At 46.7% G+C, this 25,193-nt stretch carries 19 protein-coding genes; 10 read left to right on the top strand and 9 right to left on the bottom strand.

Annotated features, from left to right (window positions below; genetic code table 11):
- Positions 1-173 precede the first annotated feature (173 nt).
- Positions 174-383, top strand: a complete 210-nt coding sequence (locus FC652_RS01325; RefSeq protein ID WP_176297182.1) for a hypothetical protein — start codon at positions 174-176, stop codon at positions 381-383.
- Positions 384-469: 86 nt separating this feature from the next.
- On the opposite strand, the gene gnd is transcribed toward FC652_RS01325, so the two are convergent.
- The 5 genes from gnd to FC652_RS01300 all read right to left on the bottom strand — a co-directional run bounded on the left by gnd (position 470) and on the right by FC652_RS01300 (position 6,903).
- Positions 470-1,918 (bottom strand): decarboxylating NADP(+)-dependent phosphogluconate dehydrogenase, encoded by a 1,449-nt coding sequence (gene gnd / locus FC652_RS01320; RefSeq protein WP_011150224.1) that lies wholly within the window; start codon positions 1,916-1,918, stop codon positions 470-472.
- A 33-nt stretch (positions 1,919-1,951) separates the two neighbouring features.
- The gene (gene pgl / locus FC652_RS01315; protein ID WP_176297181.1) at positions 1,952-2,686 is read right to left on the bottom strand and encodes a 6-phosphogluconolactonase; all 735 of its coding nucleotides are present in this window, start codon (positions 2,684-2,686) and stop codon (positions 1,952-1,954) included.
- A complete protein-coding gene (zwf, locus tag FC652_RS01310; protein ID WP_013571876.1) occupies positions 2,683-4,185 on the bottom strand; it encodes a glucose-6-phosphate dehydrogenase in 1,503 nt (500 codons plus the stop codon). The genes pgl and zwf overlap by 4 nt, the downstream gene beginning before the upstream one ends.
- A 415-nt stretch (positions 4,186-4,600) precedes the next feature.
- Positions 4,601-5,287, bottom strand: a complete 687-nt coding sequence (locus FC652_RS01305; protein ID WP_011080527.1) for a response regulator — start codon at positions 5,285-5,287, stop codon at positions 4,601-4,603.
- Positions 5,284-6,903: a sensor histidine kinase gene (locus FC652_RS01300; RefSeq protein ID WP_176297180.1), complete on the bottom strand. Its 1,620-nt coding sequence runs from the start codon at positions 6,901-6,903 to the stop codon at positions 5,284-5,286. Before FC652_RS01300 ends, FC652_RS01305 begins: the two co-directional genes overlap by 4 nt.
- Positions 6,904-7,253: 350 nt before the next feature.
- Between FC652_RS01300 and FC652_RS01295 the strand changes: the two genes are divergently transcribed.
- The 6 genes from FC652_RS01295 to FC652_RS01270 all read left to right on the top strand — a co-directional run bounded on the left by FC652_RS01295 (position 7,254) and on the right by FC652_RS01270 (position 13,775).
- Complete coding sequence (locus FC652_RS01295) at positions 7,254-7,481, top strand: hypothetical protein (RefSeq protein WP_017422113.1); 228 nt, start codon at positions 7,254-7,256, stop codon at positions 7,479-7,481.
- Positions 7,482-7,719: 238 nt separating this feature from the next.
- Positions 7,720-9,129 (top strand): TolC family protein, encoded by a 1,410-nt coding sequence (locus FC652_RS01290; RefSeq protein ID WP_176297179.1) that lies wholly within the window; start codon positions 7,720-7,722, stop codon positions 9,127-9,129.
- Positions 9,126-10,100: an HlyD family secretion protein gene (locus tag FC652_RS01285; protein ID WP_011080531.1), complete on the top strand. Its 975-nt coding sequence runs from the start codon at positions 9,126-9,128 to the stop codon at positions 10,098-10,100. Before FC652_RS01290 ends, FC652_RS01285 begins: the two co-directional genes overlap by 4 nt.
- 10 nt (positions 10,101-10,110) lie before the next feature.
- The gene (locus FC652_RS01280; protein ID WP_176297178.1) at positions 10,111-11,277 is read left to right on the top strand and encodes an ABC transporter permease; all 1,167 of its coding nucleotides are present in this window, start codon (positions 10,111-10,113) and stop codon (positions 11,275-11,277) included.
- Positions 11,264-12,409, top strand: coding sequence for an ABC transporter permease (locus FC652_RS01275; RefSeq protein ID WP_176297177.1), 1,146 nt, complete (start codon positions 11,264-11,266; stop codon positions 12,407-12,409). The genes FC652_RS01280 and FC652_RS01275 overlap by 14 nt, the downstream gene beginning before the upstream one ends.
- A 178-nt stretch (positions 12,410-12,587) precedes the next feature.
- A complete protein-coding gene (locus tag FC652_RS01270) occupies positions 12,588-13,775 on the top strand; it encodes a helix-turn-helix transcriptional regulator (protein ID WP_176297176.1) in 1,188 nt (395 codons plus the stop codon).
- Between the two features lie 118 nt (positions 13,776-13,893).
- On the opposite strand, the gene FC652_RS01265 is transcribed toward FC652_RS01270, so the two are convergent.
- On the bottom strand, positions 13,894-15,177 hold the full coding sequence (locus FC652_RS01265) for a DEAD/DEAH box helicase (RefSeq protein ID WP_176297175.1): 1,284 nt from the start codon (positions 15,175-15,177) through the stop codon (positions 13,894-13,896).
- Positions 15,178-15,526: 349 nt separating this feature from the next.
- Between FC652_RS01265 and FC652_RS01260 the strand changes: the two genes are divergently transcribed.
- Positions 15,527-18,514: a DUF6701 domain-containing protein gene (locus FC652_RS01260; RefSeq protein WP_176297174.1), complete on the top strand. Its 2,988-nt coding sequence runs from the start codon at positions 15,527-15,529 to the stop codon at positions 18,512-18,514.
- A gap of 124 nt (positions 18,515-18,638) precedes the next feature.
- On the opposite strand, the gene FC652_RS01255 is transcribed toward FC652_RS01260, so the two are convergent.
- The 3 genes from FC652_RS01255 to FC652_RS01245 all read right to left on the bottom strand — a co-directional run bounded on the left by FC652_RS01255 (position 18,639) and on the right by FC652_RS01245 (position 21,798).
- Positions 18,639-19,622: a GTP-binding protein gene (locus FC652_RS01255; protein WP_176297173.1), complete on the bottom strand. Its 984-nt coding sequence runs from the start codon at positions 19,620-19,622 to the stop codon at positions 18,639-18,641.
- 193 nt (positions 19,623-19,815) lie between these two features.
- Entirely contained in the window at positions 19,816-20,748 is a 933-nt protein-coding gene (locus FC652_RS01250; RefSeq protein ID WP_176297172.1) for an exopolyphosphatase, read from the bottom strand.
- 153 nt (positions 20,749-20,901) lie between these two features.
- Complete coding sequence (locus FC652_RS01245) at positions 20,902-21,798, bottom strand: YdcF family protein (protein ID WP_369597872.1); 897 nt, start codon at positions 21,796-21,798, stop codon at positions 20,902-20,904.
- A 157-nt stretch (positions 21,799-21,955) separates the two neighbouring features.
- Between FC652_RS01245 and FC652_RS01240 the strand changes: the two genes are divergently transcribed.
- Together FC652_RS01240 and FC652_RS01235 are read left to right on the top strand one after the other, a co-directional pair.
- Positions 21,956-23,326: an L-serine ammonia-lyase gene (locus tag FC652_RS01240; protein WP_176297171.1), complete on the top strand. Its 1,371-nt coding sequence runs from the start codon at positions 21,956-21,958 to the stop codon at positions 23,324-23,326.
- A gap of 361 nt (positions 23,327-23,687) precedes the next feature.
- On the top strand, positions 23,688-25,172 hold the full coding sequence (locus FC652_RS01235; protein WP_176297170.1) for a peptide MFS transporter: 1,485 nt from the start codon (positions 23,688-23,690) through the stop codon (positions 25,170-25,172).
- Positions 25,173-25,193: the final 21 nt, after the last annotated feature.

Genomic DNA, 25,193 nt, shown 5'->3' with positions numbered 1-25,193 from the left:
CGATGGTACTGAAACTAGCGAGTAAGTTGCATTCAATAATCATTGATTGATCAAAGTTATATCTTTTTTGAGCAAAATTTAGCGGTGTTTTTATGTTAATTTTGCTCAAAATTGCAACACTGAACATGAATTGAAAAGCCGCTCGGCGTTACCCATTCACTTTGGGAGACACTATGAAAAATAGCAGACTTGGCAATATCATGACATTCAGCAGAATGTTCTCTTTCGTCGCTTTTCTTACCGCAACGTTTGCGTGGATATTGAGTATGTATGCTCTGTTTACGGTTTCCATCGTTGCTTTCGTTGTGAGCTTGTTGCTCTACCTTCGCGACAAGTTCATCGAAAAATACCATTCCAGCACAACCAAAGAAAAGAGTGCGTAGGCTTATTCATTAGCCTTAAACGTCATTGAAGAAAAAGGATGTCACTTGGACATCCTTTTGCGTTTTATTAGTTTACTAACGATCTATTAAACGTCGTAAGTAGTCGACGCTGTGTTACCGCCGGTACCTGTCCAGTTGGTGTGGAAGAACTCACCACGCTCACGGTCGATACGCTCATAAGTGTGAGCACCGAAGTAGTCACGTTGTGCTTGCAGTAAGTTTGCAGGTAGACGCGCAGTTGTGTAACCGTCTAGGAACGTCAGTGCAGACGTTGTACATGGCATTGGAATGCCCGCTTCTAGCGACTTCGCCGCCACTTTACGCCATGCCACTAGGCTGTTTTGTAGGATGCCTTTGAAGTAGTCATCAGAACCTAGGAACGCAAGATCTGGGTTCGCTTCGTACGCATCACGGATATTGCCTAGGAACGCAGAACGGATGATACAACCACCACGCCACATAAGAGCAACGTTACCGTAGTTGAGATCCCAGCCATTCTCGTTTGATGCTTCGCGCATTAGCATGAAGCCTTGAGCGTAAGAGATGATCTTAGATGCTAGAAGCGCTTGGCGAAGTGCGTCAACCCACTCTTGCTTGTCACCTTCTACTGGCGTGATGGTCTTACCAAACAGTTTCTCAGCTTCAACACGTTGATCTTTTAGTGCCGATAGGCAACGAGAGAAGACAGACTCAGAGATAAGCGTTAGTGGAATGCCTAGGTCTAGTGCGTTGATGCCTGTCCATTTACCAGTACCTTTTTGGCCAGCCGTATCGAGGATCTTTTCTACTAGTGGCTCGCCATCTTCGTCTTTGTAGCCAAGGATGTCAGCGGTGATTTCGACTAGGTAGCTGTCTAGCTCAGTCTTGTTCCAATCAGCGAAAACGGCTTGCATCTCGTCTGCAGACATACCAAGGCCATCTTTCATGAACTGGTACGCTTCGGTGATCAACTGCATGTCGCCGTATTCGATGCCGTTGTGGACCATTTTAACAAAGTGACCTGCACCATCGTTACCAACCCAGTCACAGCAAGGCTCGCCAGCGTCAGTTTTTGCAGAGATACCTTGGAAGATAGGCTTAACCGCTTCCCATGCTTCAGGAGCACCGCCAGGCATAATGGAAGGGCCGAAACGTGCGCCCTCTTCACCACCAGAGACACCAGTACCGATGAAGTGGATGCCTTTTTCGCGTAGTGCTGCTACGCGACGGTTTGTATCTGGGTAGTTCGTGTTACCACCGTCAATGATGATGTCGCCTTTATCAAGAAGCGGTACAAGTGCATCAATAAACTGGTCCACTACCGCGCCAGCACGAACCATCAGCATCACTTTGCGTGGTGTTTCCAGTTTCTCAACCAGTTCCTCAAGTGAGTATGCGCCAATGATGTTGGTGCCTTTCGCTGGGCCTTCTAGGAACTCATCTACTTTCGCCGCAGTACGGTTGTGAGCCACCACTTTAAAGCCGTGGTCGTTCATGTTCAGGATAAGGTTTTGACCCATTACTGCTAGGCCAATTACACCGATATCACCTTTCATTGTTTCTCTCCAATATATTTCTTTCTGCGACGGTTAAGCGATTTTCGCTGCTGCGTCTAAATCTAAATACCATTCCGTCAGCCCTGCTTTCGCATGAATTTTTGCTGCCGGGTAAGGAAGTTCTTCCGCTGGATTGCTGTTGATCTCTTCAACAATGTCCGCTTTACCGGCACCCAGTACTAAGTAGCTAATGCGTTTTGCCGCTTCCAGTACTCGTGCCGTTTTCGAAACGCGAATTTGTCCAGATTCCGGATGAGAAGCCAATACTGACAGGTTCTCATCGTCATAATTCGTTTGACCTGGGAAAAGCGACGCCGTGTGACCATCTGCGCCAACACCAAGCAAAATCCAATCGAACACAGGCGTACCGTTATCGGTTGGAATCACGTCTGCCATTTCTTTTGCGAAACGTGCCGCTTCCACTTCTGGTTGCTCTTCACCACGGATGCGGTGGATGTTTTCCGTAGGAATACCCACTTGGCTCAATTCTCTTAGTTTAGAGAACAAAAGGGCATTCGCTTCACCGTAGTTGCTCTCAGCATCGTCTGGTGCCACGCAGCGTTCATCACCCCACCAAAAATGAAGATTTTGCCACTGAATGGAGGTTGCGTACGTTTCTGATGCCAAAAGCTTAAACAGCATTTTAGGCGTGCTGCCACCAGAAAGTGAGATATGAACAGGTCGGCCCATTTCGCTAAACGCTTTCATGTCGTTTGCTAGGCTTTCTACTACCTGCTCTGCTGTTTGGTAGATCTTGTGATTGATCATAGTTCGCAGTAGTCCGTATCTGTTAGGTTTTTGCATGGGAAACGCCACGCGCGATCGTCACGCTGCAGCAAATCATCTGACTCTTTTGGCCCCCAAGTGCCGCAGGCATAACCAAAGAGTGCTTGTGGATCTTGTTTGAAATCGAGGATAGGTTGAACGTATTTCCAACACGCTTCGACCGCATCGCTGCGAGCAAACAGCGTTGCATCGCCGTTTAACGCATCAAGAAGCAGACGCTCATAGGCGGTCAGCATTTGCGTCTCTTGCAACGAAGCATAATGGAAGTTCATCTTCACTTCTTTTGCTTTAAAGCCAGCACCGGGTTCTTTCAAACCGAAGCTCATTTGAATGCCTTCATCAGGCTGAATACGAATGATCAGTTTGTTTTCCGGGGCGTTTTGACCAAATACCGGATGCGGTGTTTGTTTGAAGTGGATAACCACTTCTGTCACGCGAGTTGGAAGACGCTTACCCGTGCGCACGTAGAATGGCACACCATTCCAACGCCAGTTATTGATGTACGCTTTAAGACCAATGTATGTCTCGGTACGAGAATCGTCCGCTACGCCGTTTTCTTCACGGTAGCCAAGCAGATGCTGTCCGCGCACGTCTGATGCGGTGTATTGACCCAAAACCAGGTTGTTACGCAGATCATCTTCCTCAAGCGGTTTTAAACACTGCAGAACTTTCACTACTTCATCACGCATGGAATCGGCGTTAATTTGTGCTGGCGGCTCCATGCCCACCATCGCCAACACTTGCAGTAGGTGGTTTTGGAACATATCGCGCACAGCACCAGAGCCGTCGTAATAACCGCCACGCTCTTCCACACCAAGGAATTCGGCACCTGTAATTTCCACATAATCAATGAAGTTGCGGTTCCACAGAGGTTCAAACATGGCGTTAGAGAAACGGAAAACAAGTAAGTTCTGTACGGTCTCTTTTCCAAGGTAGTGGTCGATGCGATAGATCTGATGCTCTTGGAAGCAATCGTGTATTTCTTTGTCGAGCTGACGTGCCGAAGCCAAATCATAACCAAACGGTTTTTCAATGATCAGACGTTTCCAACCATCCTCTTCACTATTAAGACCGTGATGAGCAAGGCTTGCAGGAATGACGCTGTAAAGGCTTGGCGGTGTGGCAAGATAAAACAGTGTATTACGTTGTTCGAACTGGTATTGAGCGGCCAATTCGTCTAAACGTACAACCAACTTCGCGTAGTCTTGTGTGTCTGACGTGTTGATGGCTTGATAGTGAAGATGGTCGATAAATGAATCCAGAATAGCTGGTTCCGTTTTCTCCATTTCCTGAAGAGAGCGCTTTAACTTTTCGCGATAAGATTCATCGCTGTATTCAGTGCGGCTGACACCTAAAATAGCAAAGTTTTCTGGTAGCTGCTTACTTGCGTAGAGGTGGTATAAAGCAGGGATCAACTTGCGATATGTTAAATCACCTGAAGCACCAAAAATTACGATGCTGCTGTTTTCTGGTATTACCATCATCTTTCCCTTAAAAACGAGGTACTTGTTGTGTGCCTGGATACGGCTTAAAGGATGAGCCCACCCTATCAGTGACACCTAAAAATTGATAATCGGCCCTGCCTATTCCACTAATAGACAAAACCTTACAAAACAGTGAGTGTGGGTTGGTAATAAGAATGATTTGCCCGACACGGGGGCGTATTGTCTACGACAATTTGACATACATCAATAGTTAGAATCGCAATCGTTTAAATTATGACTCGAAAATGACATATCTACTTGTTATTCAAAGATTATTTAATTTAAAACTGATTAGACCAGTTTAATTGAAATATGGGCAAATAATCAGCAAACATCCGCCCAAATGTAATCCATTGCACGATAAGTAACAAAAACACCGCTCACATATTAAATTTGCCGCATAACCAGCAAATTAACGATGAACTTTGCGATACGTTCGTTCAGGGCGACCGACCGTACCGTAATTCAAATCTGCAGCAAGCTCACCCGAGCTGATCAAATATTCAAGATAGCGCCTTGCCGTGGTGCGACTGGCCCCAATTTGCTCCCCCGCTTCATCGGCAGTATAGGAAACCTCGCCTTGAAATAAGGTTCGAATTTTATCAAGGGTAACACCATCGATACCTTTGGGTAGCCGATTGGATACACTTTCCTGCGTACTGCTTGCTTGCAGCATTTTATCCACCAAGCCTTGATTAAGGTCGGACACGGTTCCCAGTTGCACTCGTTGCGCACGGTATTTGTTCAAAGCACTTTCCAGCCGTGGAAACATCACGGGTTTTAACAAATAGTCCACCACACCACCACGCATTGCGGTTTGTAGCGTTTCCACATCTCTTGCTGCGGTAATCAAAATAACGTCACAATGACGATTGCTGCCGCGAATTTGATTGAGGATCTCCAACCCACTGCCATCAGGAAGGTAAACATCGAGCAAAACCAAATCGGGCTCGAACACGGACAACTGCATTTCGGCTTCGGCTTGTGTGGTCGCAATGCCAATCACCTCGAAACCATCCATTTGCTGCAAATACTTATGATGAAGCTGAGCAATCGCCATATCATCTTCAATTATCATCACTCGGGTATCGGCATTCATCTTTGTTCTTCCTTGGGTAAATAGACCGTCATTCTTGTGCCAAATTTGTCATTCTCAGCCATCTCTATCGAGCCACCGTAACGTGCGGCTAATTGATTGACTAAGTAGAGCCCAACACCCCGAGTGCTGGTCGCTTTGCTCGAGATCCCTTTCTCAAGCAGCTGCTCGGTGGAAAATTGTTTGGGCAAACCACAACCTTGATCCTGCACTTCAAGAATCACTTCCGTTCCGTAGTCACTGATGGAAACTTCAATGGTTCTGCGTGAACGGGCAAAATTGCCTTCTTGCGCGATCGCGCTCATGGTCGCGTCAAAGGCGTTATCAATCAGGTTACCGAGTATTGTCGTGATGTCTTCTGGGTTCAGCCAAGCACTTAGCGGCTCTAAACGAGCCCCTTCTTCAACCACTAACTCTAAGCCAAGCTCACGCGCACGTTCCGTTTTTCCTAGCAGCATGCCCGCGACCAACGGATCTTTGATGGTATCGCGTAGAAACTCGATCAACCCCTGATAGTGCGCCGTCTCCTGCCCGATAAGCTGTTGAACCGCATCAAGCTCGCCCATCTGAACTAGGCCACTGATGGTATTAAGTTTGTTGCGATGTTCATGCGTTTGTGAGCGTAATAAATCGGCATACTCTTTGGTTTGAGAAAGCTGTTCAGTGAGCTCAGAAATTTCATCACGCAAACGAAAACTGGACACCGCGCCGACAATCTTTCCCTCTACGTAAACCGGGCTTCGGTTGGCAATCAACCTCTTTTGGTTGAGGTAAAGTTCAATATCGTGGTCTTCTTGTCCCGTTTCTAATACACGGTACAGATCACTGGCGGGTAACGCATCAGAGAGCGGTTTGTTCAGCACTTGGGCCGGATCTAACCCGAGAATCTGCGCCGCACTGCGGTTGATGGAACGCAGCACGCCATTCGAATCAATACTTAACACCCCTTCTTTAATGGTGCTCATGGTCACATCAAGCTCACCATATAACCGACCAATTTCTTCCGGTTCAAACCCCAAAATAGCCCGCTGAAATTTACGAGAAGCATAATTAGAAACCAAGGCATTCGCGGCAACCACCAGTAACGTCATGGCAATTAAAAACCACGCAAATGGCTCTATTCTGTCTTGTAATCGATCAAGCAGATAACCCACAGAGACCACGCCGATGACCTCACCCGCCGAGTTAAACACGGCCGCTTTCCCACGCACCGAATAACCCAATGAACCTCTAGCAGTAGAGATATACGCTTCGCCTTCTTCCAACGCACGGGCGTTATCACCACCACGCATCGGCAAACCAAGGCGTTCATCAAGGGGATGGATTAAACGAATGCCTTCTCGGTCGCCAACAACGATGAACGCAGCACCTAATGCTTCCGTTAGTTCACGAAACTTTGCTTGATAGGTGACATTGTCACGGCTTTCAACCAACTCAACCACGGTGGTCGAGTTGGCAAGAAATTGAGCCACACCGAGTGCCTTCTGCCCCATTTCTTGCTCTTGCGAGTATTTGAGGTAGGCAAAGCCCGCTGCTACGAGGATAAGCAACTCAATTAATCCGGAGAGCGTCATAATGACCAGCATTCTTTTACGAAAACTGATGCTTTGCCACGTCATGCTTACCTCTTTGCACCACTTAAAAACATCGAAAACTCAGTTAACTTAACACCGTTTTAACATGCAAGCTCTTACCACCCTCCGGAAGTGTGAATCGCAAGAAATAAATCCTCGTGAAATGACTATTTATTATCCTGCAAGTAATACCTCTCAAATGTGAGAAGTGGATTTTAAATAAACAACAAGTTACATAACCATCGAACCAGTTATTGATCTAGATCACTACGAATTTAGCTAAATTTGAGGTCTTTTTAGGGCGTAGGGCGTATACTTTTTGGGCAATGAAGCAACATCAAACTTGATTACAATAATAACGACAAGGTGGTGTCAATTGATAAGGAACGATCAATATGGAACGCGATACCTTTGGAATTTGTCTGAATAAGGCAATGCTGTCGAAGAATATGCATTCAACCTTTACACACGTCAGGGCTTATGAAAAAGACGGCCGGAGTCCGAGTGACCTGAAAGTCCTTTTATCATTCCCGCAAATGAGCGGACGGGATCTTTTGCAAACCATGCAAGGTTCTCGACAACTTGAGTGGCGAGCAGAATTCTTCTGCCCTTCCATGAAGTAAGATGGCTCACCTCTACGCAAAATAGCACAGCTTTCAGGCTGTGCTTTTTATTATCTCTCCCTTGCCCATAATAAGTTCCAATTTGCATAGGTGAGGCTTCGTGTTTTAATAGACACATTTGCTTACCAAGATGGCAACTGCTCATTTCGCAATCTTGGCGAAAAGATAAACCCACAGCTTAACAGTGGATCACAATTACTATATATTAGAGTCATTACTCTATTTTGCGATATCCATCATGAAACGACACAGTAAGCTATTGATGATTGGGCTGCTCTCGAGCTCCATATCGCTCGCCTGTCAGGCGGCACCCATTACCTTCCAGCAGGCATGGCAACTTTTGCAAGAAAACAACCACTCTCTTGCAGCGCAACGCGCCAATGTTGAAAGCCAGCAACATTTGCAAAGCGCCACCAGCAGTTTAAATCTGCCCTCTATTAGTGTTGGGGCTAACTACACTCGACTAGACACCGATGTCACTGTATCTGGACAACAACTTCTCGACAGCACAGGCCAACATATTGCGGTTCCACCTGCCTTTCAACCCATTTTTGGGGCGCTGGCCAATACGACGTCTACCATCACAGAGCGAGATATCTTTACCTCTTCCATCCGTGCTATTTGGCCAATTTTCACTGGTGGTCGAATTTCCGCGGCACAAGCGGCTGCGGAAGGGAAAACCGATGAAGCCAGAAGCCAACTTGCGATGGAGACGCAGGCGAGATACGAGGACTTAAGTAAATACTATTTCTCGGTCGTGTTAGCCAAGGAAGTCTTACAAACACGCCAAGCGGTGGAGCAAGGCTTAACACAACATCGAGATTTCGCTATTAAGCTCGAAAAACAGGGCCAAATCGCCCATGTTGAACGCTTACAAGCAGAAGCCTCACTGGATAAAGCTAAGGTCGAGACACGAAAAGCCCAAAGTAACCTCGATATCGCACAATCGGCCTTGAGCAAAATCTTGGCCCAAAATGACATGGTCGAACCCGCAGAAGGGCTCTTCATCAACCAACATCTTCCTCCACTCACCGCCTTTACTGAGCAGACACTCGCCACCTACCCAGGCTTGGATTTACTCAGTGCAAAAGAGAAACAAGCCAGCGCGCTGATCAAGGCTGAAAAAGGAAAATACTACCCTGAGGTCTATCTTTACGGTGATTACAGCCTTTACGAAGATGATTCGTTAGCCAGTGAGATGAAGCCGGATTGGCTAGTTGGTGTGGGTGTGAATATTCCACTATTGGAAAACACTGGCCGCAGTGACAAAGTGAAGGCCGCCAACAGTATGGTCTCTCAAGTTCAATCTCTCAAAGCACAAGCGAAAGAAGATCTTTCGGTACTGGTACAAAAAACCTATTTGGAAGCGCAACAAGCCATCGACGAAGTCATTGGCCTTGAATCAAGCATTCGCCTCGCCAAAGAGAACCTGGATTTAAGAGAAAAAGCGTTCAACCAAGGCCTATCCACTTCTTTGGAAGTGGTTGATGCGCAGCTCTATCTCGCGAGCGTCGAAACCCAGCAATCTGCTGCACGATTTCGCTACCTACTCTCTTTGACCAAGTTATTGGCGCTCAGTAGCGAAATGAACAGCTTCAATCAATATCAATCTTCTGCTTACCAACCGACTCAAGAGGCGTCGCTATGAAATCATTTAAACCTGTTTTGCTGTCACTGTGTGCCGTCGGTGTCGTGAGCTGGGTCGGTTACAGCTTTTATCAAGCCTATCAACCAGAACCAGTCCGCTTGCAAGGCATGATTGAAGCGCAGCAGTACAGTATTTCGTCTAAAGTACCAGGCCGTATCGACCAAGTCTTAGTACGGAAAGGGGAAAATATCACCAAAGGCCAACTGGTTTTTACCCTGCATAGCCCAGAAATCGAAGCCAAGCTCGAACAAGCGAAAGCCGGTGAAAAAGCGGCTGACGCCCTTGCTCAAGAAGCCGAAAAAGGGGCGCGTAGCCAACAGATTCAAGCAGCAAAAGACCAATGGCTAAAAGCCAAAGCCGCTGCAGACTTGATGGAGAAGACCTACCAACGCGTCAACAATCTGTATAACGATGGTGTTGTTGCAGAGCAAAAACGCGATGAAGCCATGACACAATGGCAAGCCGCCAAGTACACCGAAAGCGCAGCATTTCAAATGTACGAAATGGCAAAAGAAGGTGTCCGCGACGAGACCAAACTAGCAGCAGCTGAAAAAGCGCGCATGGCCGCAGGTGCTGTGGCGGAAGTCGAAGCCTACGCCAACGACACTCGCATCGAGAGCTGGTTTGATGGTGAAGTATCACAAGTGCTATTGCAAAGTGGCGAGCTTGCACCTCAGGGCTTTCCTGTCGTCACGGTGATCGATACACAAGACGCTTGGGCGGTGCTGAATGTTCGAGAAGACCTACTGAAACACTTCCAAAAAGATCAAACGTTTTCAGCCTACCTACCTGCGCTGGACAAAAAGATCGAGTTTAAGGTGAGTCACATCGCTGTGATGGGTGATTTCGCGACATGGCGCGCAACCGATGCTTCCAAAGGGTTTGACCTGCGCACGTTTGAAGTCGAAGCGCGTCCAGTAACGCCGGTAAACGATCTGCGCATGGGCATGAGTTTAGTGGTTGAGCTGTAAAGGTTAGCCAATGAAACCACAACTCTCACAATTGCATGTGTTGAGACACGACAAATGGTTGTTGTCGTGTCTCACTTGGATCCCTATCCTGTTAGCGCTGTTGATTTGGGGCGTTTTCTCAGCGGGCATCGCTCGAGATTTGCCTATCGGCGTGGTGGATAACGCACACAGCACACTCTCGAGAAAGCTAACTCAAATGCTGGATGCGTCATCCACGATGAGTGTCGACTATCAGTTTAGCGATGTACTGCAAGCCAAAAATGCCATGATAGAAGGAAAGGTTTATGCCTATGTCATCATTCCTGACCATTTCGATCGCGATATCTACTTGCAACGCGCACCACAAGTCTCGGTGTTTTATAACAGTCAATACATATTGATTGGCCGTTTGATCAATTCTGCCGTAGTGCAAGCTCAAGGTTTCTTTAATGCAGGTCTTGAGACCGTGAAATCCTTGAGTCATGGCAATAGCACGGTACAAGGCGCTTTGGGGAATGCTGTCACCATTTCCACGCAAATTTCCCCTTTATTTAACCAAAACACCAACTATGCACAGTTTTTGGTTTCTGCTGTCGTACCGGCGATTTGGCAAATCATGATCGTTGTCTGTTCCATTCTAATTCTCGCCGCCAATTTGCGTGTGTATGCGAGAAAACCGGAACATCTTGATCGATGGCTGGGTACTCAACCATTCAAAGTCATCAGCAAAACACTCGCTGCTTACCTGCCCATCTTCCTCTTGCATGGTTTTGCTTTCCTATTTTGGTTCTATTTCATGCTTGATTGGCCATTCCAAGGCCATTTACTTCCGATCATGATCGCGCAGTTAGCCACCACCATCGCTTGTATGATCATGGGCGCATTCTTTTTCTTCATGACATTGGATGCGGCGCGAGCCATGAGTTTCGCCGGCGCGTTTACCGCCCCGAGCTTCGCGTTTATGGGCATTACTTTCCCAGTTTCAGACATGGGTTCATTGGCGCAATTTTGGCGTAGTTTGCTGCCGATCAGTCACTACATCGAAGTACAAGTCGCACAAGCCAGCTACGGGACGAGCGCGTTAACTTCGCTCACTCATTTGCTACCTATGGTCGGTTACGTACTGCCCGCCTTTTTGGCTGTGGCGCTGGCAAAACGCCATCTAAAGAAAACGGAGGCGACAAATGTCCCTGTTTGAGTTGTTCAAAGCGGAGATAAAAGCCCTTTTCACCAACCCGGTGGTGACACTCACCGTCTTTGGTGGTGTGGTTTTCTATTCATTCCTATACCCGCTTCCGTACGCGAATCAAACCCCTCGGGAACAGACCATATCCGTCGTGAATCTCGACATGAGCGCCACGAGTCTCAAGCTGGAACGTATGGTCGATGCAACACCACAAGTGCATGTTGTCCGTCGCGACTATACGATTGAAGCGGCAAAACAAGCGTTCCTAGAGGGAAAAATCAGCGGCATATTGGTAATTCCAGAGCATTTTTATCGCGATTTGTTACTTGGGAAAAGCCCGACACTCTCCTACGCGGGCGACGCCTCTTACTTTTTGGTCTATGGCACGGTGGTTGAAGGTCTGGCTCAAACCGGAGGTACTTTAGCTGCGCAAGTGAAAGTATCCAAACTGGTCATGGATGGCGTACCTCTTTCGCTGGCGGCCAACCAATACAGTGCGGTAAAGCTAAATCTAAAACCGACCTTTAACCCAACCATGGGATACGTTGAGTATGTTGTGCCCGCTGTGTTTGTGCTGATCCTTCAGCAGACCTTAATCATGGCGGCGGGTTTGATGGTTGGCACGCAAAAACATGGTCACGGATATTGGACTAGCCAACCTCGTTGGAAGCTACTCGCTGTCAGAACTCTGGTATTGGTTGGTGTGTACTACCTTTTAAGCGCGTACTATTTTGGTGCCAGCTTTACCATGCATCAGGTCAACACTTTAGGCCACGCTACCCAGTTGTTGACGCTCTTGTTACCCTTCCTCATCGCGTCGTGTTTGGCTGGTTATTGGTTGGGCGAGCTACTGCCGCGAAGAGAGCTTGTCACCCTCGTGGTGCTGATTAGCTCAATGCCACTGATCTTCTTAGCAGGTTTCATTTGGCCTGTGGAGATGATACCAACACCGCTACTATGGCTGGCACAACTGAGCCCAAGCACCAGCGCAATCAAAGGATTCTTAGCCCTCAATCAAATGGGCGCGAGTTGGCAACAAATCGCCAACTATTGGAGCGCCTTGTGGTTAGTGGCCGTGTTTTGGTTAGTACTTTGTCTCTTCCAAACCGTTCAGCAAAGACGCGTAGCTAAAAGACTGACTTAATGGTCTAACACCCATATGTTTGATATTCAAAAAGGCTCATTAATTTGAGCCTTTATCAATTGTGAGACGGGCAAAGATCGAGTGACTTAACACTTCTCACAGTAAAAACTTCGATCCATTGAGAATATCTATAAGTTATAAATTACACATAATGATAAGTAGAAGAGCGACCATTTTTATGGAAAAGGATATCCATTCATCGATTAGTCGTTTTAGCCAACTTATTGATTCTCTCTACCAAGCTCCTGTTCATCCTCGTGGATTCGAACCGTTTCTAGAGCAAATGGTGGACGAATTTCGTTTGGCCGACGCAGTCTTTTATATTCAATCAAGCTATCGCGGAGAGCTGGTATCAGGCTGGATGGCGGGACCTCAAATTGATGCGGTCCTCGAGTACATAGAATTAGATTTGGCCGAAGGCAATTTGGTAAACGACTTTGTCGCCGCTCAGCCTATAGGTCGTTTTTATTCACTCGATAAGCACATTGGAAAACAAGCTCATCTGACATCAAAAGAGCAAAAAGTAGAAGCGTGGTTCGATCGTCATGGCTTCTGTGATGTTGCTGCAGCCCTTGTTGGGCACGCTGATGGCAATATCGCTTTTTTGTCTGTACATCGAAACGAACGTGAAAAGCCATTAAGTGAAACAGACCTTTACTTAATGGAGATACTGGTACCCCATATTCAACGAGCCTTCACACTTTACCAACAGTTTAAAGCGTCTCAGAAATATACCGTCAACCTCACTCAGATCATTAGCCAACTGCCACACGCAGCCTTACTGTATGATAGTAAAGGTGCATTCGTCGCAGCGAACTACCGAGCAAAAGACCTTATCTCTCTACAAGAAAACCTGACGCTGCTACCTAGTGAGCTGAAGTTCCGAGACACTGAGAGAAAAAAGGAATTTATGCTTAATATTCAAGAAACACTGCATCATAGGAGCGCCAAAAATGATGATGCTTGTAAGGTGATGCATTTCATGTCACCTCGTGGCGGGTTGACTTTACTTTTTGTCGCCATAGGCTTAGAAGCTCAGACCATCCCCAAAGGATATCCTATTGCTCTTGAAGAAAAACAGCTCTTAGATGAAGGTATTGGTTGTATTGTCTATCTCTATGATCGTGAAAAAAGTGCCACATTAAACCCGACTCTCCTCAAACCAATCTTCAATTTTACCGACGCGGAGACCGAAGTTTGCCAACTGTTAGCACTCGGGTATAGCCGTGATGAAATCGCCCAGCTTAGCCATCGCTCACCACACACCATTAAAGATCACATTAAGTCCATTTACAGTAAAACTGGCACCGGAAAGCAATCTGATCTCATTGCAACCATCTTGACCAGTCCGGCACATACACCCTGACCAACCTAAATGATGGTCAGTCGACTGACTCTCCGTATTTCAGCCAAGTACCCTCATCGCCATAAAAAATCCGAGTGTTTAAAAACACTCGGATTAAAAATACCGCTCTCAACACCCATTAACCACGGCGGGCTTTAATACGCTTCATCATTGTTAAACGACGCTCTGCTGCGGCTTGATCCGCTGGCTCATTAGCGTTGTTGCGACGGCCCTGACGGTTTTTGAATGACGGCTTTGAATTTAGTTTGTCGATGTAGGCGTCTCGATTCTTTGGCTCATAACCAGCAAGCTCAATACGACGAATGTGTTGCTTAATCAGGTTCTCTACCTGAACAACTGTTAACTCTTCTTCGCGATTGACGAAAGAGATAGCGTGGCCTTGTTTTCCAGCGCGACCAGTACGACCAATGCGATGAACGTAGTCTTCTGCCAAGAACGGCATATCGTAGTTGATCACGTGGGGCAGATCTTCAATGTCTAATCCACGAGCCGCAACGTCAGTCGCAACCATCACGCGAACTTTACCTTCTTTAAACTCTTCTAAGGCGCGGCGACGTGCGCTCTGCGCTTTGTCACCATGACAAACATTGGCTTTGATGCCATCAAGCTTGAGTTCTTTAACAATCTCATTCGCCGTTTCTTTGTAGTTAACAAATACCAACACTTGTTGCCAGTTTTTACGCCCAATCAACTCTGAAAGCAGCTCGGTTTTACGCTCCTGATCGACAGGATAAAGAACGTGGGCAACAGTATGAGCCGTGGTGTTTTCGCGCTCGACCGCAATACGTTTTGGCTTGCGAAGAATATCTTTGGACAATTCATTCAATTGGCTTGATGTGGTTGCCGAGAACATCATGATTTGTGGGTTGGTTTCAACATCCAACATGATCTTACGCACCGCGTTGATGAAGCCCATATCCAAAATACGGTCGGCTTCATCAAAGACGAGGAACTCGATATTCGCGACAGAGACATTGCCCGATTCAATGTGTTCTTCAAGACGACCAGGCGTGGCGACAAGAATATCCACACCGTTTTCGAGCATGCGCTCTTGGCTTGACATCTTGCGACCACCAAATATCGCGGCGACCGAAAGATCGGTGTATTTAGTGTAGGCTTTGATGTTATCAGCGATCTGTTCCGCCAGCTCACGAGTTGGAGCGAAAATAAGTGCACGCGCTGTTTTGCGCGACGCGGATTTTCCACTTTCCAGCAGCTGCTGAATCAAAGGTAGAGAGAAAGCCGCTGTTTTACCGGTTCCTGTTTGGGCGGTTGCAAAGATGTCGTGGCCACGACGTGCAACTGGAATGGCTTTTTGCTGAATTGGGGTTAGCTTTTCGTAACCGCACTCTTCGAGCGCTTTCACGACTTCCGGAGCAAAACCTTGAGATGCAAATGACATTGAGCGTTTCCTTAAACAGACAAAAAATGATCGCCGATACAAATGGCCGCACATTCTACATGAAAATGAGTGATATATCTCAATCTAGTGAAAATATTTTAGGATTTTGAAAAATACACTTTCCTGATTCTAAATGGTCCTGCAGCAAACGGGTCAAATTTGGCGCAATTCACCACCGCAGACACATTCTTCAACAATTATTCCGTACAAAAAAACAGAACGACGAACGGTATGGTATTGATTATTGGTCAGACCTCATGGTTAAATTCGGCCCATAAAAAAACACGAAATATAAACACTATTTTTCGCTTACAGCCATTGTTTCCATTAAGTTTGTAGGAAATTTTAGATGTCCAAATGGCATTTGCTCGCATTGTCTATTTCACTGCCTTTTACCAGCGATGCGCTCGAGTATGATCTTTACAACCCAGAACATTTTAATCAACTGTGCAGCCAAAGTACGTCACAAACGGGAGATGACTTTCTCTGTTATGGCGCATTTTCACTCCCTGCGGGTGCGACTCTCATTGCTTCTAAGGCATCCAGCCTAGGTGTCACAGTGTCTGCCCACAGCGGTGTTAAGCTCCATGGCAACAACATGGTCGGCAGCCCAGAGAAGCGAATTTCTTTGAAAGCACTGTCAACGGGCATTTCGATTCTGCAACCCAATGGTGGCCTCCCTCCAACGACCTACCATCGCAGCCAGATATTCGGTGATCTACTTTCACAAAATTTCATTCACATGCGCAACGCCGAGGTTGATGGTGATGTTATCACTCAAGGCTTAGAGGTCATGACCGAAGGTGACCATAACATCGTCAATGGCAACGTTTTTGGCCACCACAAAGTCATTTTGAGAAACACCAACGTCTGCGGCAATGTTGAATCTCAGGGGCATGAAATATTACTCACATCGAACAAAGCCACTCACTACGTTGTCGGAAACATCACCTCGCTCAATAAGCTCGATCTCAGAAATATTGATGTGTATGGCCAAATATACTCGCCAGGGGCCAGTGGTCGGCTTGATCTGTCAGGCAGTGCGGTTTACGCGCACAAAGTGGCATTGAAAGTCCACCAAGACGGAACGGTGAAAAACGGGACCGTTTGTGGCGAAATCACCACGCACGAATCCAGAATCCACAATGTAAAAAACTATTGTGGTATCAGTGACCTTGGCTGTAACTACTCTAACCAAGGCTCAAACACCGCATGTCCGGTTCCCGAAACCCCGCCGCTTTGTGAAGTTAAGCCTCCTGTAGATAATGATTATCAATTTGTCGTTGGTCCAGACAATGACATGGCGTTGATGTGTGGAGAAAACCTGCCTCAGTTCAATATTGTCACAACCAATAATGGGGAAGTGGCGAGCGTAGAGATGTTTACGGAGCTTTCCGAGCCTTCTTTGTTTGACGTTACGATTGTGAATAACATCGGCTCAGGTAACTATCCCACTTTCACCTCATCCAATGAGGGGCAACTGCGTCTACAGATTCGCCCCAAAAACCTTGATGCAATAAGGCTAGACAAGGTCTATACGATGAGTCTTCACCCAATCGGTGAACCCGGTAAAAAGAAAACCGTCCGTTTCCTTTTCACTCCATACATGTTCGAGCCTTACGAACCCAGTTCCGGTAAGGAGATTTCTGAACTCTCTTTGGTTGCTGCAAAACCAGAACCGTTGGGCGTTCGACTGCTTGCCTGCAGTGACAACTTACAGCCTAGGATTGCGACCAGCTATCAAGGTACGCCGAATGTCACTCACACCGTCACTACGCCATCGAAAGCCGCGGGTGGCTTAGACGGAACGATGCTCTACCAACCCAGTTTCAGCCAAGGGAAAAGTGAATCGCCGATTTCCTTATCTGAGTCAGGTATCTTTACCCTAAATATCCAAGATTCTTTTTCTTGCGCAGGCTTCGCTGAGTGTCCCTCTTCAGGCAAAAAAATGGTCTCTGGTAACCTATCGATTAAAGTTCGCCCATGGACGCTGGCTATCTGCCCTGCTGCTCACGCTCTAGAGTCGGGTACGTCCCAAGGTGGCAATCGATTTATGCCTTCGGGCGAGACCTTTTCACTCAACGTCAAACCAATTCATTGGCTTGAAAATGGCAGTGTCACTCAAGCGATTAATACCGAGACACTTTGCTCCACCGGTATCACACGAAACTTCTATCATTCTCAAGCGCCCGCTGCACGAATCCTACTGAGTAGCCGTCAAGCCTCTCCGTATGAAACCGCTGCAACGCAAACCACGCTGTTGGAGAGCACAACTGGCCTCGATAAGCAGCATCACCAAATCAACAATGGTTCGTATCTCTTTAACGATTTGCTGTGGCGCGAAGTCGGCAGTTTGAAAGTGCAAGCGGATGTCTCGAACACTTACTTAGGCATGAAGGTGAACCAAGGCTATCGCAACATCGGTCGCTTTTACCCGAAATATTTCAAAGCTTTCAACCAGTATTGGGATTACCCAGGTAACCAACCGTTCGCTTACATGAATCAGCCATTTGATCAGGTATGGGTAGACGTTGCGCCGCTCAATAGCCTAAAACAGCATGTGGCCAACTATCACTATTTTGCCACCAAAGCGCATTTTGAACTGGCGGAGTTAGGGCATCATTTAGATCGTTTTATCACGCCTTCAATTCAGGCTCCGCTATGGTATGAGAACGAACAAATAAGTTTGGGCCGTTTTACCATCCCTAGGGGAAACACCTGCCAAGACAGTGCTTGCTGGGTCAAAGATGCCATTTCAGAACAGTATCCGGATGGGCCATACAATACCTATTCAGATTCTGAGACCAGTAAAATTGGGTTGGTGTACCTGCAAAATGCGGATCCAATCGAACACTTTGATGATAGTCATATTTTATCGGAACAACCGGACGTACGTTTCGGAAGATTGAAATTCGAAGATGTTGGTGGCTATCAGGGGCAGACGATCGTCGTCCCGCTAGATGTTCAATACTGGCGAGCGGGTCAGTTTGTGGAAAACAAACACGACCACTTCACGCTTGCTGATGGCGCAAAACACTATCAACAACCAATCTGGTCGCACAGTTTAGAAAACAACGCTTATCTAGCAGGAATCGGCAAGATGCACTTCGGCAATACGGATGGAATCAAGGCCACACAGAAAATTCCCGCACGTGAACAGATTCGCTTTTGGTTGGATCTAACCGTTAGTCAGAACAATCTCCCTTGGCTGCAATACGACTGGGATACGCATAGTGCAGGAGAAGAAGACCCTTCTACCGTTGTTACATTTGGCATTCATCGTGGCCACGACAAAATCATCTTTCGCGGCGAATCTAACCTTACGGGAATGCTGTAAGCAGAGTCAATTATCACGCTGGATCGCACTACCCAGTCACTCATAACGAAAAAAAGCCAGTGAGCTTCCTCACTGGCTTTACGGAATCACACGGGTTTAGTGGGAGACGGGTAAAACGAGCTGCTTATTGAATATTGGCGAGCTTGAGTAAAATCGCCTCCAGCTCATCCCACGGCATCAACTGAGAATCGATCACCTCAATACGAGATTCAAACCCTTCAAGACTCATTTGGTTCACTGAGACCACACCATTTGCAACGTTAAACGCGAAACAACCTTGATTCGTATTAACCACCGCTTTGACACGCTCAGCAGTCAACGCTGAAAACATCGAGAAAAGCTGGTCAAAATCAAACCGATATTCCGCACCTATTAACCAACCGCAGCTGTGGTATCCCTGTCCTCGGTTTTCTTTGCGCACATAGGCTTTGCCCGGCGCCAATTCAAACTGCGGCTCCATTTCAGCATGATGATGGTGATGCGCTTCAATGTGGGTCGACGCGCTACCATACACACGTTCGATGTCTAACACTTCAACAGGCAGTTGACCATCGTGGATGAGCTTACTGAACACTTTTGCCGGTGTTTGATCTGTAACCCAATCATTAAACACATCGATATCATGCGATGTAGAGAGATCCACTTTGCTGCCAATCACCACATCGGCAGAATCGAGCTGATCATTAAAGTTTTGATTACCAGTGTATTTTTCATCACTCAAGTTTCTCGGGTCCACCAGTGCTATCGTCGCTTTAAGATCCACATATGGTTCATACTGAGCGGAGGTTAAGGTTGCGATGACCTGTTTAGGATGACCAAGGCCTGTTGGCTCAATAAGCAGGCGATCCGGTTTTTGGCGTAGCAAGGTATTAATACCAACGCTCATCGGTACCCCAGCCGTACAGCACATACAGCCTCCAGGGACTTCCTTGATCAACGCGCCACTGTCAGTCATCATTGCGCCATCAATACCAATCTCACCGAACTCATTGACCAGAACTGCCCATTTTTCGTCTGCGGGTTTCTCTTTCAATAGACTAAGGATGGTCGTGGTTTTCCCTACACCAAGAAAACCGGTGATAATATTCGTTGGAACCCTGTTGTTCATTCTTGTCTCCACAATGCCATCGCGTTATGAACGGTATTGTACTTTTCCTTAATGAAACCTCAACAACAGAAACGCTCAAAGCTCAGTTCCCCTATGGCATTGATTGTCGCTTCTTTACAATAGGTAGGGGTTATTTCTCGATTGACCGTTAAGCGACCAGTAAAAAGCCTCGCGATTGCGAGGCTTTTAGCATTTACCCATCCAGATTTATCTGCTCAATCAGTTCCGCCTGAACCCGCTCGGCATCTTCAATATTGATCTGACACGTACCTGCTGCCTGATGCCCACCACCACCGTACTTCAGCATCAACTCACCGACGTTCGTTTTGGATCCACGGTCGAAAATTGATTTACCCGTCGCGAACACCACGTTTTGCTTCTGAAATCCCCACATTTTGTGGATCGAAATATTGCACTCAGGAAACAGAGCATAAATGATGAAGCGATTACCAGCGTAGATGGTTTCTTCATTGGTTAAATCCAGTAACACTAGGTTCTTGTGTACTGTGGCACAACGTTGGACCTGCTCTTTAAACTTCGTTTCGTGCTCGCGGTATAAATCAATACGTTCTTTAACATCTGGCAGGTCTAGAATTTGCTCAATGGTATGGTTTTTACAGTAGTCAATGAGATCCATCATCAGGCTGTAGTTTGAAATACGAAATTCTTTGAAACGCCCTAGACCAGTACGTGCATCCATTAGGAAATTGAGTAAGTTCCACCCTTTCGAGTCTAAGACATCGTCGCGGCTAAACTGAGCAGAATCACCTTTGTCTACCGCTTCCATCATTTCCATCCACTCAACGGGGAACACCGAGGTGCCACCATAGTAATCCCACACCACTCGCGCGGCAGATGGCGCATTAGGATTGATAATATGATTAGCATGACGGCCACGATTGCGAATGGTTTCGGAGAGATGGTGGTCGAAAACAAGGTGAGCTTCAGCAACATAGGGCAAGTTGGTGACAATATCGTTTTCAGTGATTTCGATAAGGCCATCTTGCATATCTTTGGGATGCACAAACTTGATCTCATCAATCAAATCTTGTTGTTTTAATAAAACTGCACAAACCAAGCCGTCAAAATCACTGCGAGTTACCAAACGGAATTTTTGTTGTGACATTTACATTTCCTTTGCCAATGATGAGTTGCGATACGATAACCGCAGAATGAAAAGTGGCGCAACAAACCTATTAATATCAATGGTAAAAATCGGAGCTTCACCACTTTGAAGCTACTCTAAGCGTAGTCGAGCGTGCGCTAAGTTCCAAATCACTCAACTCGCTTTCTCACCTGTTCCACTTTGTTCGGGATCGAACTGGCGATTTAAGCGAATCAATGTGCGGTTAAACAGCCGAGCAATTTGCGCGATGGTCTGACTATCTTGTTCAACCCCACTCTCTTCAATCCACTGCTGTAACTGGGCAAAATCATAAAAATATCCGGTGTATTCAGGATGAGCGCGCAATATGGGTTTAATTTTTTGCAATGCACTTTGCGCCAGTTGATACGGTATGGTACGCACCTCGGCTAAGGAGCGAGCAAACACACCTCGCGCAACCCCTTCTAAATAGACTCGGTATGTAGTGAGCTCATCGATAAGCAAAAACAGTTGCGCATCCACGCCAAAATGAGGATATGGCACACTGATATGATCGGCCACGCGATAGCTAATGGAAAGCTCAGCCCCTTGCTCTGCACACCGCTCGCGTAATACACGCAACAAACCTTGCTCGTCCATCAATTGCTGAATTTCAAAAATGCGTTTGAGGTGGTAGTCGTTTGAAACAAAGGTAACATGAAGTGCTGAGCCCGCTGTACATTCGCCACTTTCAAGCAGCACTTTAGAGACTTCAAAGATATTCTCGACGGTACTGGTCGAACGCTCTTCTAACAACACATTTTCTGCCCGAAAGCGCACATGTCGCTCGGCGCACAGCTGGCAGAAATAATCGTACATCGCTTTGGCTTCTGAGACCGTTTGACCTTGTGTGACTCCACCGCAAAAAGCAATAGATGTGGTCAGCGCCAGCCGACCAACCGCCAGAGCGTCGACCAAAGCCTCTACACGACTGCGCCCTTCAGCGGTTAACGTGTCATTAAACAGCCTCTTACCTAATACAATGATCAGTGGTTTTTCGGCCTTTATTAACAGATCTCTCGTTTTGCTCACTCGACTCTCATCTTCTACTGTACTTTTACCTAAACTGACGTTATTTTCACCGCAACGAAATTAATTAACAAAATTTCAACATACATATCCAAGTTCAACTGGTACAACTCACTGCTTCATCCATACTTATTAGCAGGTTGTCAGATAGGAAGTTATTATGCTGTCTATTTTTGAAATTTTTAAGATCGGTGTTGGCCCTTCAAGCTCCCATACCAATGGTCCCATGATTGCGGGTTACCAGTTTACGCAATTATTGGGCGATGATCTTGATAAAGTGCAACGAATTCAAGTCGATCTCTACGGTTCTTTATCACTAACTGGCCGTGGCCATCACACGGACCGAGCGGTGATTCTCGGACTGCTTGGTAATCGTCCCGATACCATTCGTATTAGCAGTGCTAATCAAGCAATGCGCCAAGCGATTCAGGAAGGCCAACTATCTCTGCGTGGTGAACGTTTTGTTGAGTTCGATTTTGCCAGCGATATTCTTTTCCATACCGAGAACTTGCCTCTGCACGAAAATGGCATGACCATCAGTGCGTTCGACGAAACCAATCAACGTATCCACTTTGAAACCTACTACTCGATTGGTGGAGGCTTTATTGCGACCGAAGATGAACTTAAAAATGGCAAGAAAGAATCCGCTGTGAAGGTGGATTTCCCCTTTAGAAATGCCGATGAAATGCTAGAAATGGCAGAAAAGAACGGGCTTAGCCTTGGTGGAATGGTGCTGCGTAATGAGCAAATGTTCCACGATATGGAGACCATCGATGCCAAAGCCGAGCAGATTTGGAAAGTGATGAGCCTGTGCATGAAGCGCGGTTTTGAAACCGAAGGCATTCTTGATGGTGGTTTAAATGTGACTCGCCGTGCGCCGAACTTGTTGAAAAAACTCGAAGCCAATGCCGCGATTGAAAACGATCCGATGGAAATCATGGATTGGATTAACCTGTTCGCTTTCGCCGTCAGCGAGGAAAACGCGGCAGGCGGACAAGTGGTCACCTCCCCGACCAACGGCGCAGCGGGTGTGATTCCAGCGGTATTAATGTACTACCACAAGTTTATCAAAGAGCTCGATACCAAGCAGTTGAAAGATTTCCTTGCCGTATCTGGTGCCATTGGCATTTTATATAAAACCAATGCCTCGATCTCCGGAGCGGAAGTGGGCTGCCAAGGTGAAATTGGTGTTTCCTCCTCAATGGCTGCGGCGGGATTGACCGCATTACGCGGTGGCAGCAACGAGCAGATTTGCATTGCTGCTGAAATTGCAATGGAACATTCACTTGGCATGACGTGTGATCCGATTGGCGGCTTGGTTCAAGTGCCGTGTATTGAACGCAATGCGATGGGCGCAATGAAAGCGATAAATGCTTCGCGTATGGCCTTAAAGCGCACAAGTAAGTGCCTCATCTCATTAGATAAAGTGATCGAGACCATGTACCAAACGGGCAAAGATATGAATAAAAAATATCGAGAAACCTCGCTTGGCGGTTTGGCGCTGATTCACATGGCACCTCCGTGTGAATAGCTTGTTACCTCATCAAATTGACTAAATAAACATCACAAAGGGTAGCGCAGCTGCCCTTTTTTATGCTTGCGCACAGCTCAATGCCCCTTCTCTTCCTCCCTTTCTGTGCGTTTTTGCTTACCAAGGCAAACACATTTGTGAAATTTCACAAAAAACCACCATTAATTTCATTTGTCGAACATTATCCCAATCAGCACATTTGATTTAGAGCAACCCATTAGTTAAGCAATCGTTTGTCATTAGAATATGTAGTGAATAGCTTTTACTTTGCACGAAAACTGTTTCAAGATATTACAACTCAAAAATCTACAACATATCCAGTTATAACCACTGCATATCAATCAACATTGAGCAATAAATTATGTGGAATAAACTCAATAAATCGATGATGTTCTGCCAAATGATGTTTGGCTTGTCATTTTACGGCGTGCTCGTTAGCTTAACGCGCTTTTTCTTAGAGGATCTGAATTACAACGAAGCCGATACGATGATGATCGTTGGCGCATTCTCTGCCATCGGTCCCCTGTTTGCGATTGCGGGTGGCTTTATCGCTGATAAGTTTTTAGGCGCATATCGTTCATTGACTATCGCATTCCTTGCGTTTTCTTCCGGCTATGTGCTGTTAATATTTGGTGCTTCCACCAGCAATGTACCCCTTTCAATGTGTGGCATCGCGTTGGCCAGCTATGGCCGAGGCTTGATGTCGCCATCCTACCCAAGCCTGTACAAGCGCACTTTCAACTCTCAAGAAGATTTTGAAAAGGGCTACCCGATCAACTATTCCGTCAACAACGTCGGTGCTTTTTTGGGTCAATACCTCTTCCCAATGTTGGTGCTGGTGATAGGCTTTAACGGCAGTTTCGTCATTTCAGCCGTGATGGCGGCAGCAGCGCTGGTCACCTTGATTATATTCCGCAAAGACTTGGTGGGTGTTGCCACGGATTTGGACAGACGGTCTGTAAGTTTTAGCAACTGGCTCTTCTTCGCTGTGATTTCTGCAGCCATGATTGCGTTGGTGTTCTTCATGTTCTCAAACATGGCGATTGGCCAAAACATCGTTTACGCCATTGGCGGCGCAGCCATCCTCTACTTCATCTCTTTGATGTTTAAAGTGAGCAAGTCAGAGTCGTTGAAGATGGGCACCATCTTAATCGTGACCTTCCTGACCACATGTTTCTTCGTCTACTACGGTCAGATGATGACATCGATGAACATGGTGGCGATCAATACGCTAAAAGGCGACCTCTTTGGTTTCATTCCACTTGAGCCAGAAGCGGCCATGGCGATGAACCCACTGTGGTGTATGGTGGGCGGCCCTATCGTGGCAGGTTTCTTTGCAATGCTAGAGAAGCGCGATATCTTCCTCTCAACAGCAACAAAGATTGCTTTGGCGTTTGTTTTAACCGCCATTGCCTTTGGTATCCTGACCTTCGCAGTCATCAATATCAGTGAAGATGTGATCATCCTACCGGAGATTTTCCTCGCGATTCACTTCTTCCAAGCGATTGCTGAAGTTATCGTGGGCTCCATGGTGGTGGCGTTTATCCTATCGGTTGCACCAAAACACATTGAGAACTTCTCTGTCAGCTTGTTCTCTGTGGCGCTTGCGCTCAGTGGCATCGTTGGCGCGGTATTCTCTACTTCTATCGCCCTAGAGAAAGGTCAAGCAATTACGCAAGAGATCGTGCAAACGGTTTATGGTGATTACTTCCAACTGCTCACCGTATTAGCGGTTGTCATGGTGGGTGTGGCGCTGGCCGCCTCTTGGGTGATTCGTAAAATGCTTGATGCAGCAAAAGAGAGCGAACAGCCTGAAGTACTGGCCGAAGCTGAAATGCAAGGTTAACCGCATCCGTACTTCGCTACT

The organism is Vibrio sp. 05-20-BW147, from assembly GCF_013369385.1.
GTDB classification, from domain to species: domain Bacteria; phylum Pseudomonadota; class Gammaproteobacteria; order Enterobacterales; family Vibrionaceae; genus Vibrio; species Vibrio floridensis.
Note: the sequence above shows the minus strand (reverse complement) of the source record. Positions and strands in the feature narration are given on the sequence as shown.

Coding starts and splice junctions, on each gene's coding strand:
- FC652_RS01300 (WP_176297180.1), bottom strand. CDS start 6,903: ATGACGTGGCAAAGCATCAGTTTTCGTAAAAGAATGCTGGTCATTATG.
- FC652_RS01290 (WP_176297179.1), top strand. CDS start 7,720: ATGAAACGACACAGTAAGCTATTGATGATTGGGCTGCTCTCGAGCTCC.
- FC652_RS01295 (WP_017422113.1), top strand. CDS start 7,254: ATGGAACGCGATACCTTTGGAATTTGTCTGAATAAGGCAATGCTGTCG.
- FC652_RS01265 (WP_176297175.1), bottom strand. CDS start 15,177: ATGTCATTTGCATCTCAAGGTTTTGCTCCGGAAGTCGTGAAAGCGCTC.
- pgl (WP_176297181.1), bottom strand. CDS start 2,686: ATGATCAATCACAAGATCTACCAAACAGCAGAGCAGGTAGTAGAAAGC.
- zwf (WP_013571876.1), bottom strand. CDS start 4,185: ATGGTAATACCAGAAAACAGCAGCATCGTAATTTTTGGTGCTTCAGGT.
- FC652_RS01260 (WP_176297174.1), top strand. CDS start 15,527: ATGTCCAAATGGCATTTGCTCGCATTGTCTATTTCACTGCCTTTTACC.
- FC652_RS01235 (WP_176297170.1), top strand. CDS start 23,688: ATGTGGAATAAACTCAATAAATCGATGATGTTCTGCCAAATGATGTTT.
- FC652_RS01325 (WP_176297182.1), top strand. CDS start 174: ATGAAAAATAGCAGACTTGGCAATATCATGACATTCAGCAGAATGTTC.
- gnd (WP_011150224.1), bottom strand. CDS start 1,918: ATGAAAGGTGATATCGGTGTAATTGGCCTAGCAGTAATGGGTCAAAAC.
- FC652_RS01240 (WP_176297171.1), top strand. CDS start 21,956: ATGCTGTCTATTTTTGAAATTTTTAAGATCGGTGTTGGCCCTTCAAGC.
- FC652_RS01250 (WP_176297172.1), bottom strand. CDS start 20,748: ATGTCACAACAAAAATTCCGTTTGGTAACTCGCAGTGATTTTGACGGC.
- FC652_RS01285 (WP_011080531.1), top strand. CDS start 9,126: ATGAAATCATTTAAACCTGTTTTGCTGTCACTGTGTGCCGTCGGTGTC.
- FC652_RS01305 (WP_011080527.1), bottom strand. CDS start 5,287: ATGAATGCCGATACCCGAGTGATGATAATTGAAGATGATATGGCGATT.
- FC652_RS01270 (WP_176297176.1), top strand. CDS start 12,588: ATGGAAAAGGATATCCATTCATCGATTAGTCGTTTTAGCCAACTTATT.
- FC652_RS01280 (WP_176297178.1), top strand. CDS start 10,111: ATGAAACCACAACTCTCACAATTGCATGTGTTGAGACACGACAAATGG.
- FC652_RS01255 (WP_176297173.1), bottom strand. CDS start 19,622: ATGAACAACAGGGTTCCAACGAATATTATCACCGGTTTTCTTGGTGTA.
- FC652_RS01275 (WP_176297177.1), top strand. CDS start 11,264: ATGTCCCTGTTTGAGTTGTTCAAAGCGGAGATAAAAGCCCTTTTCACC.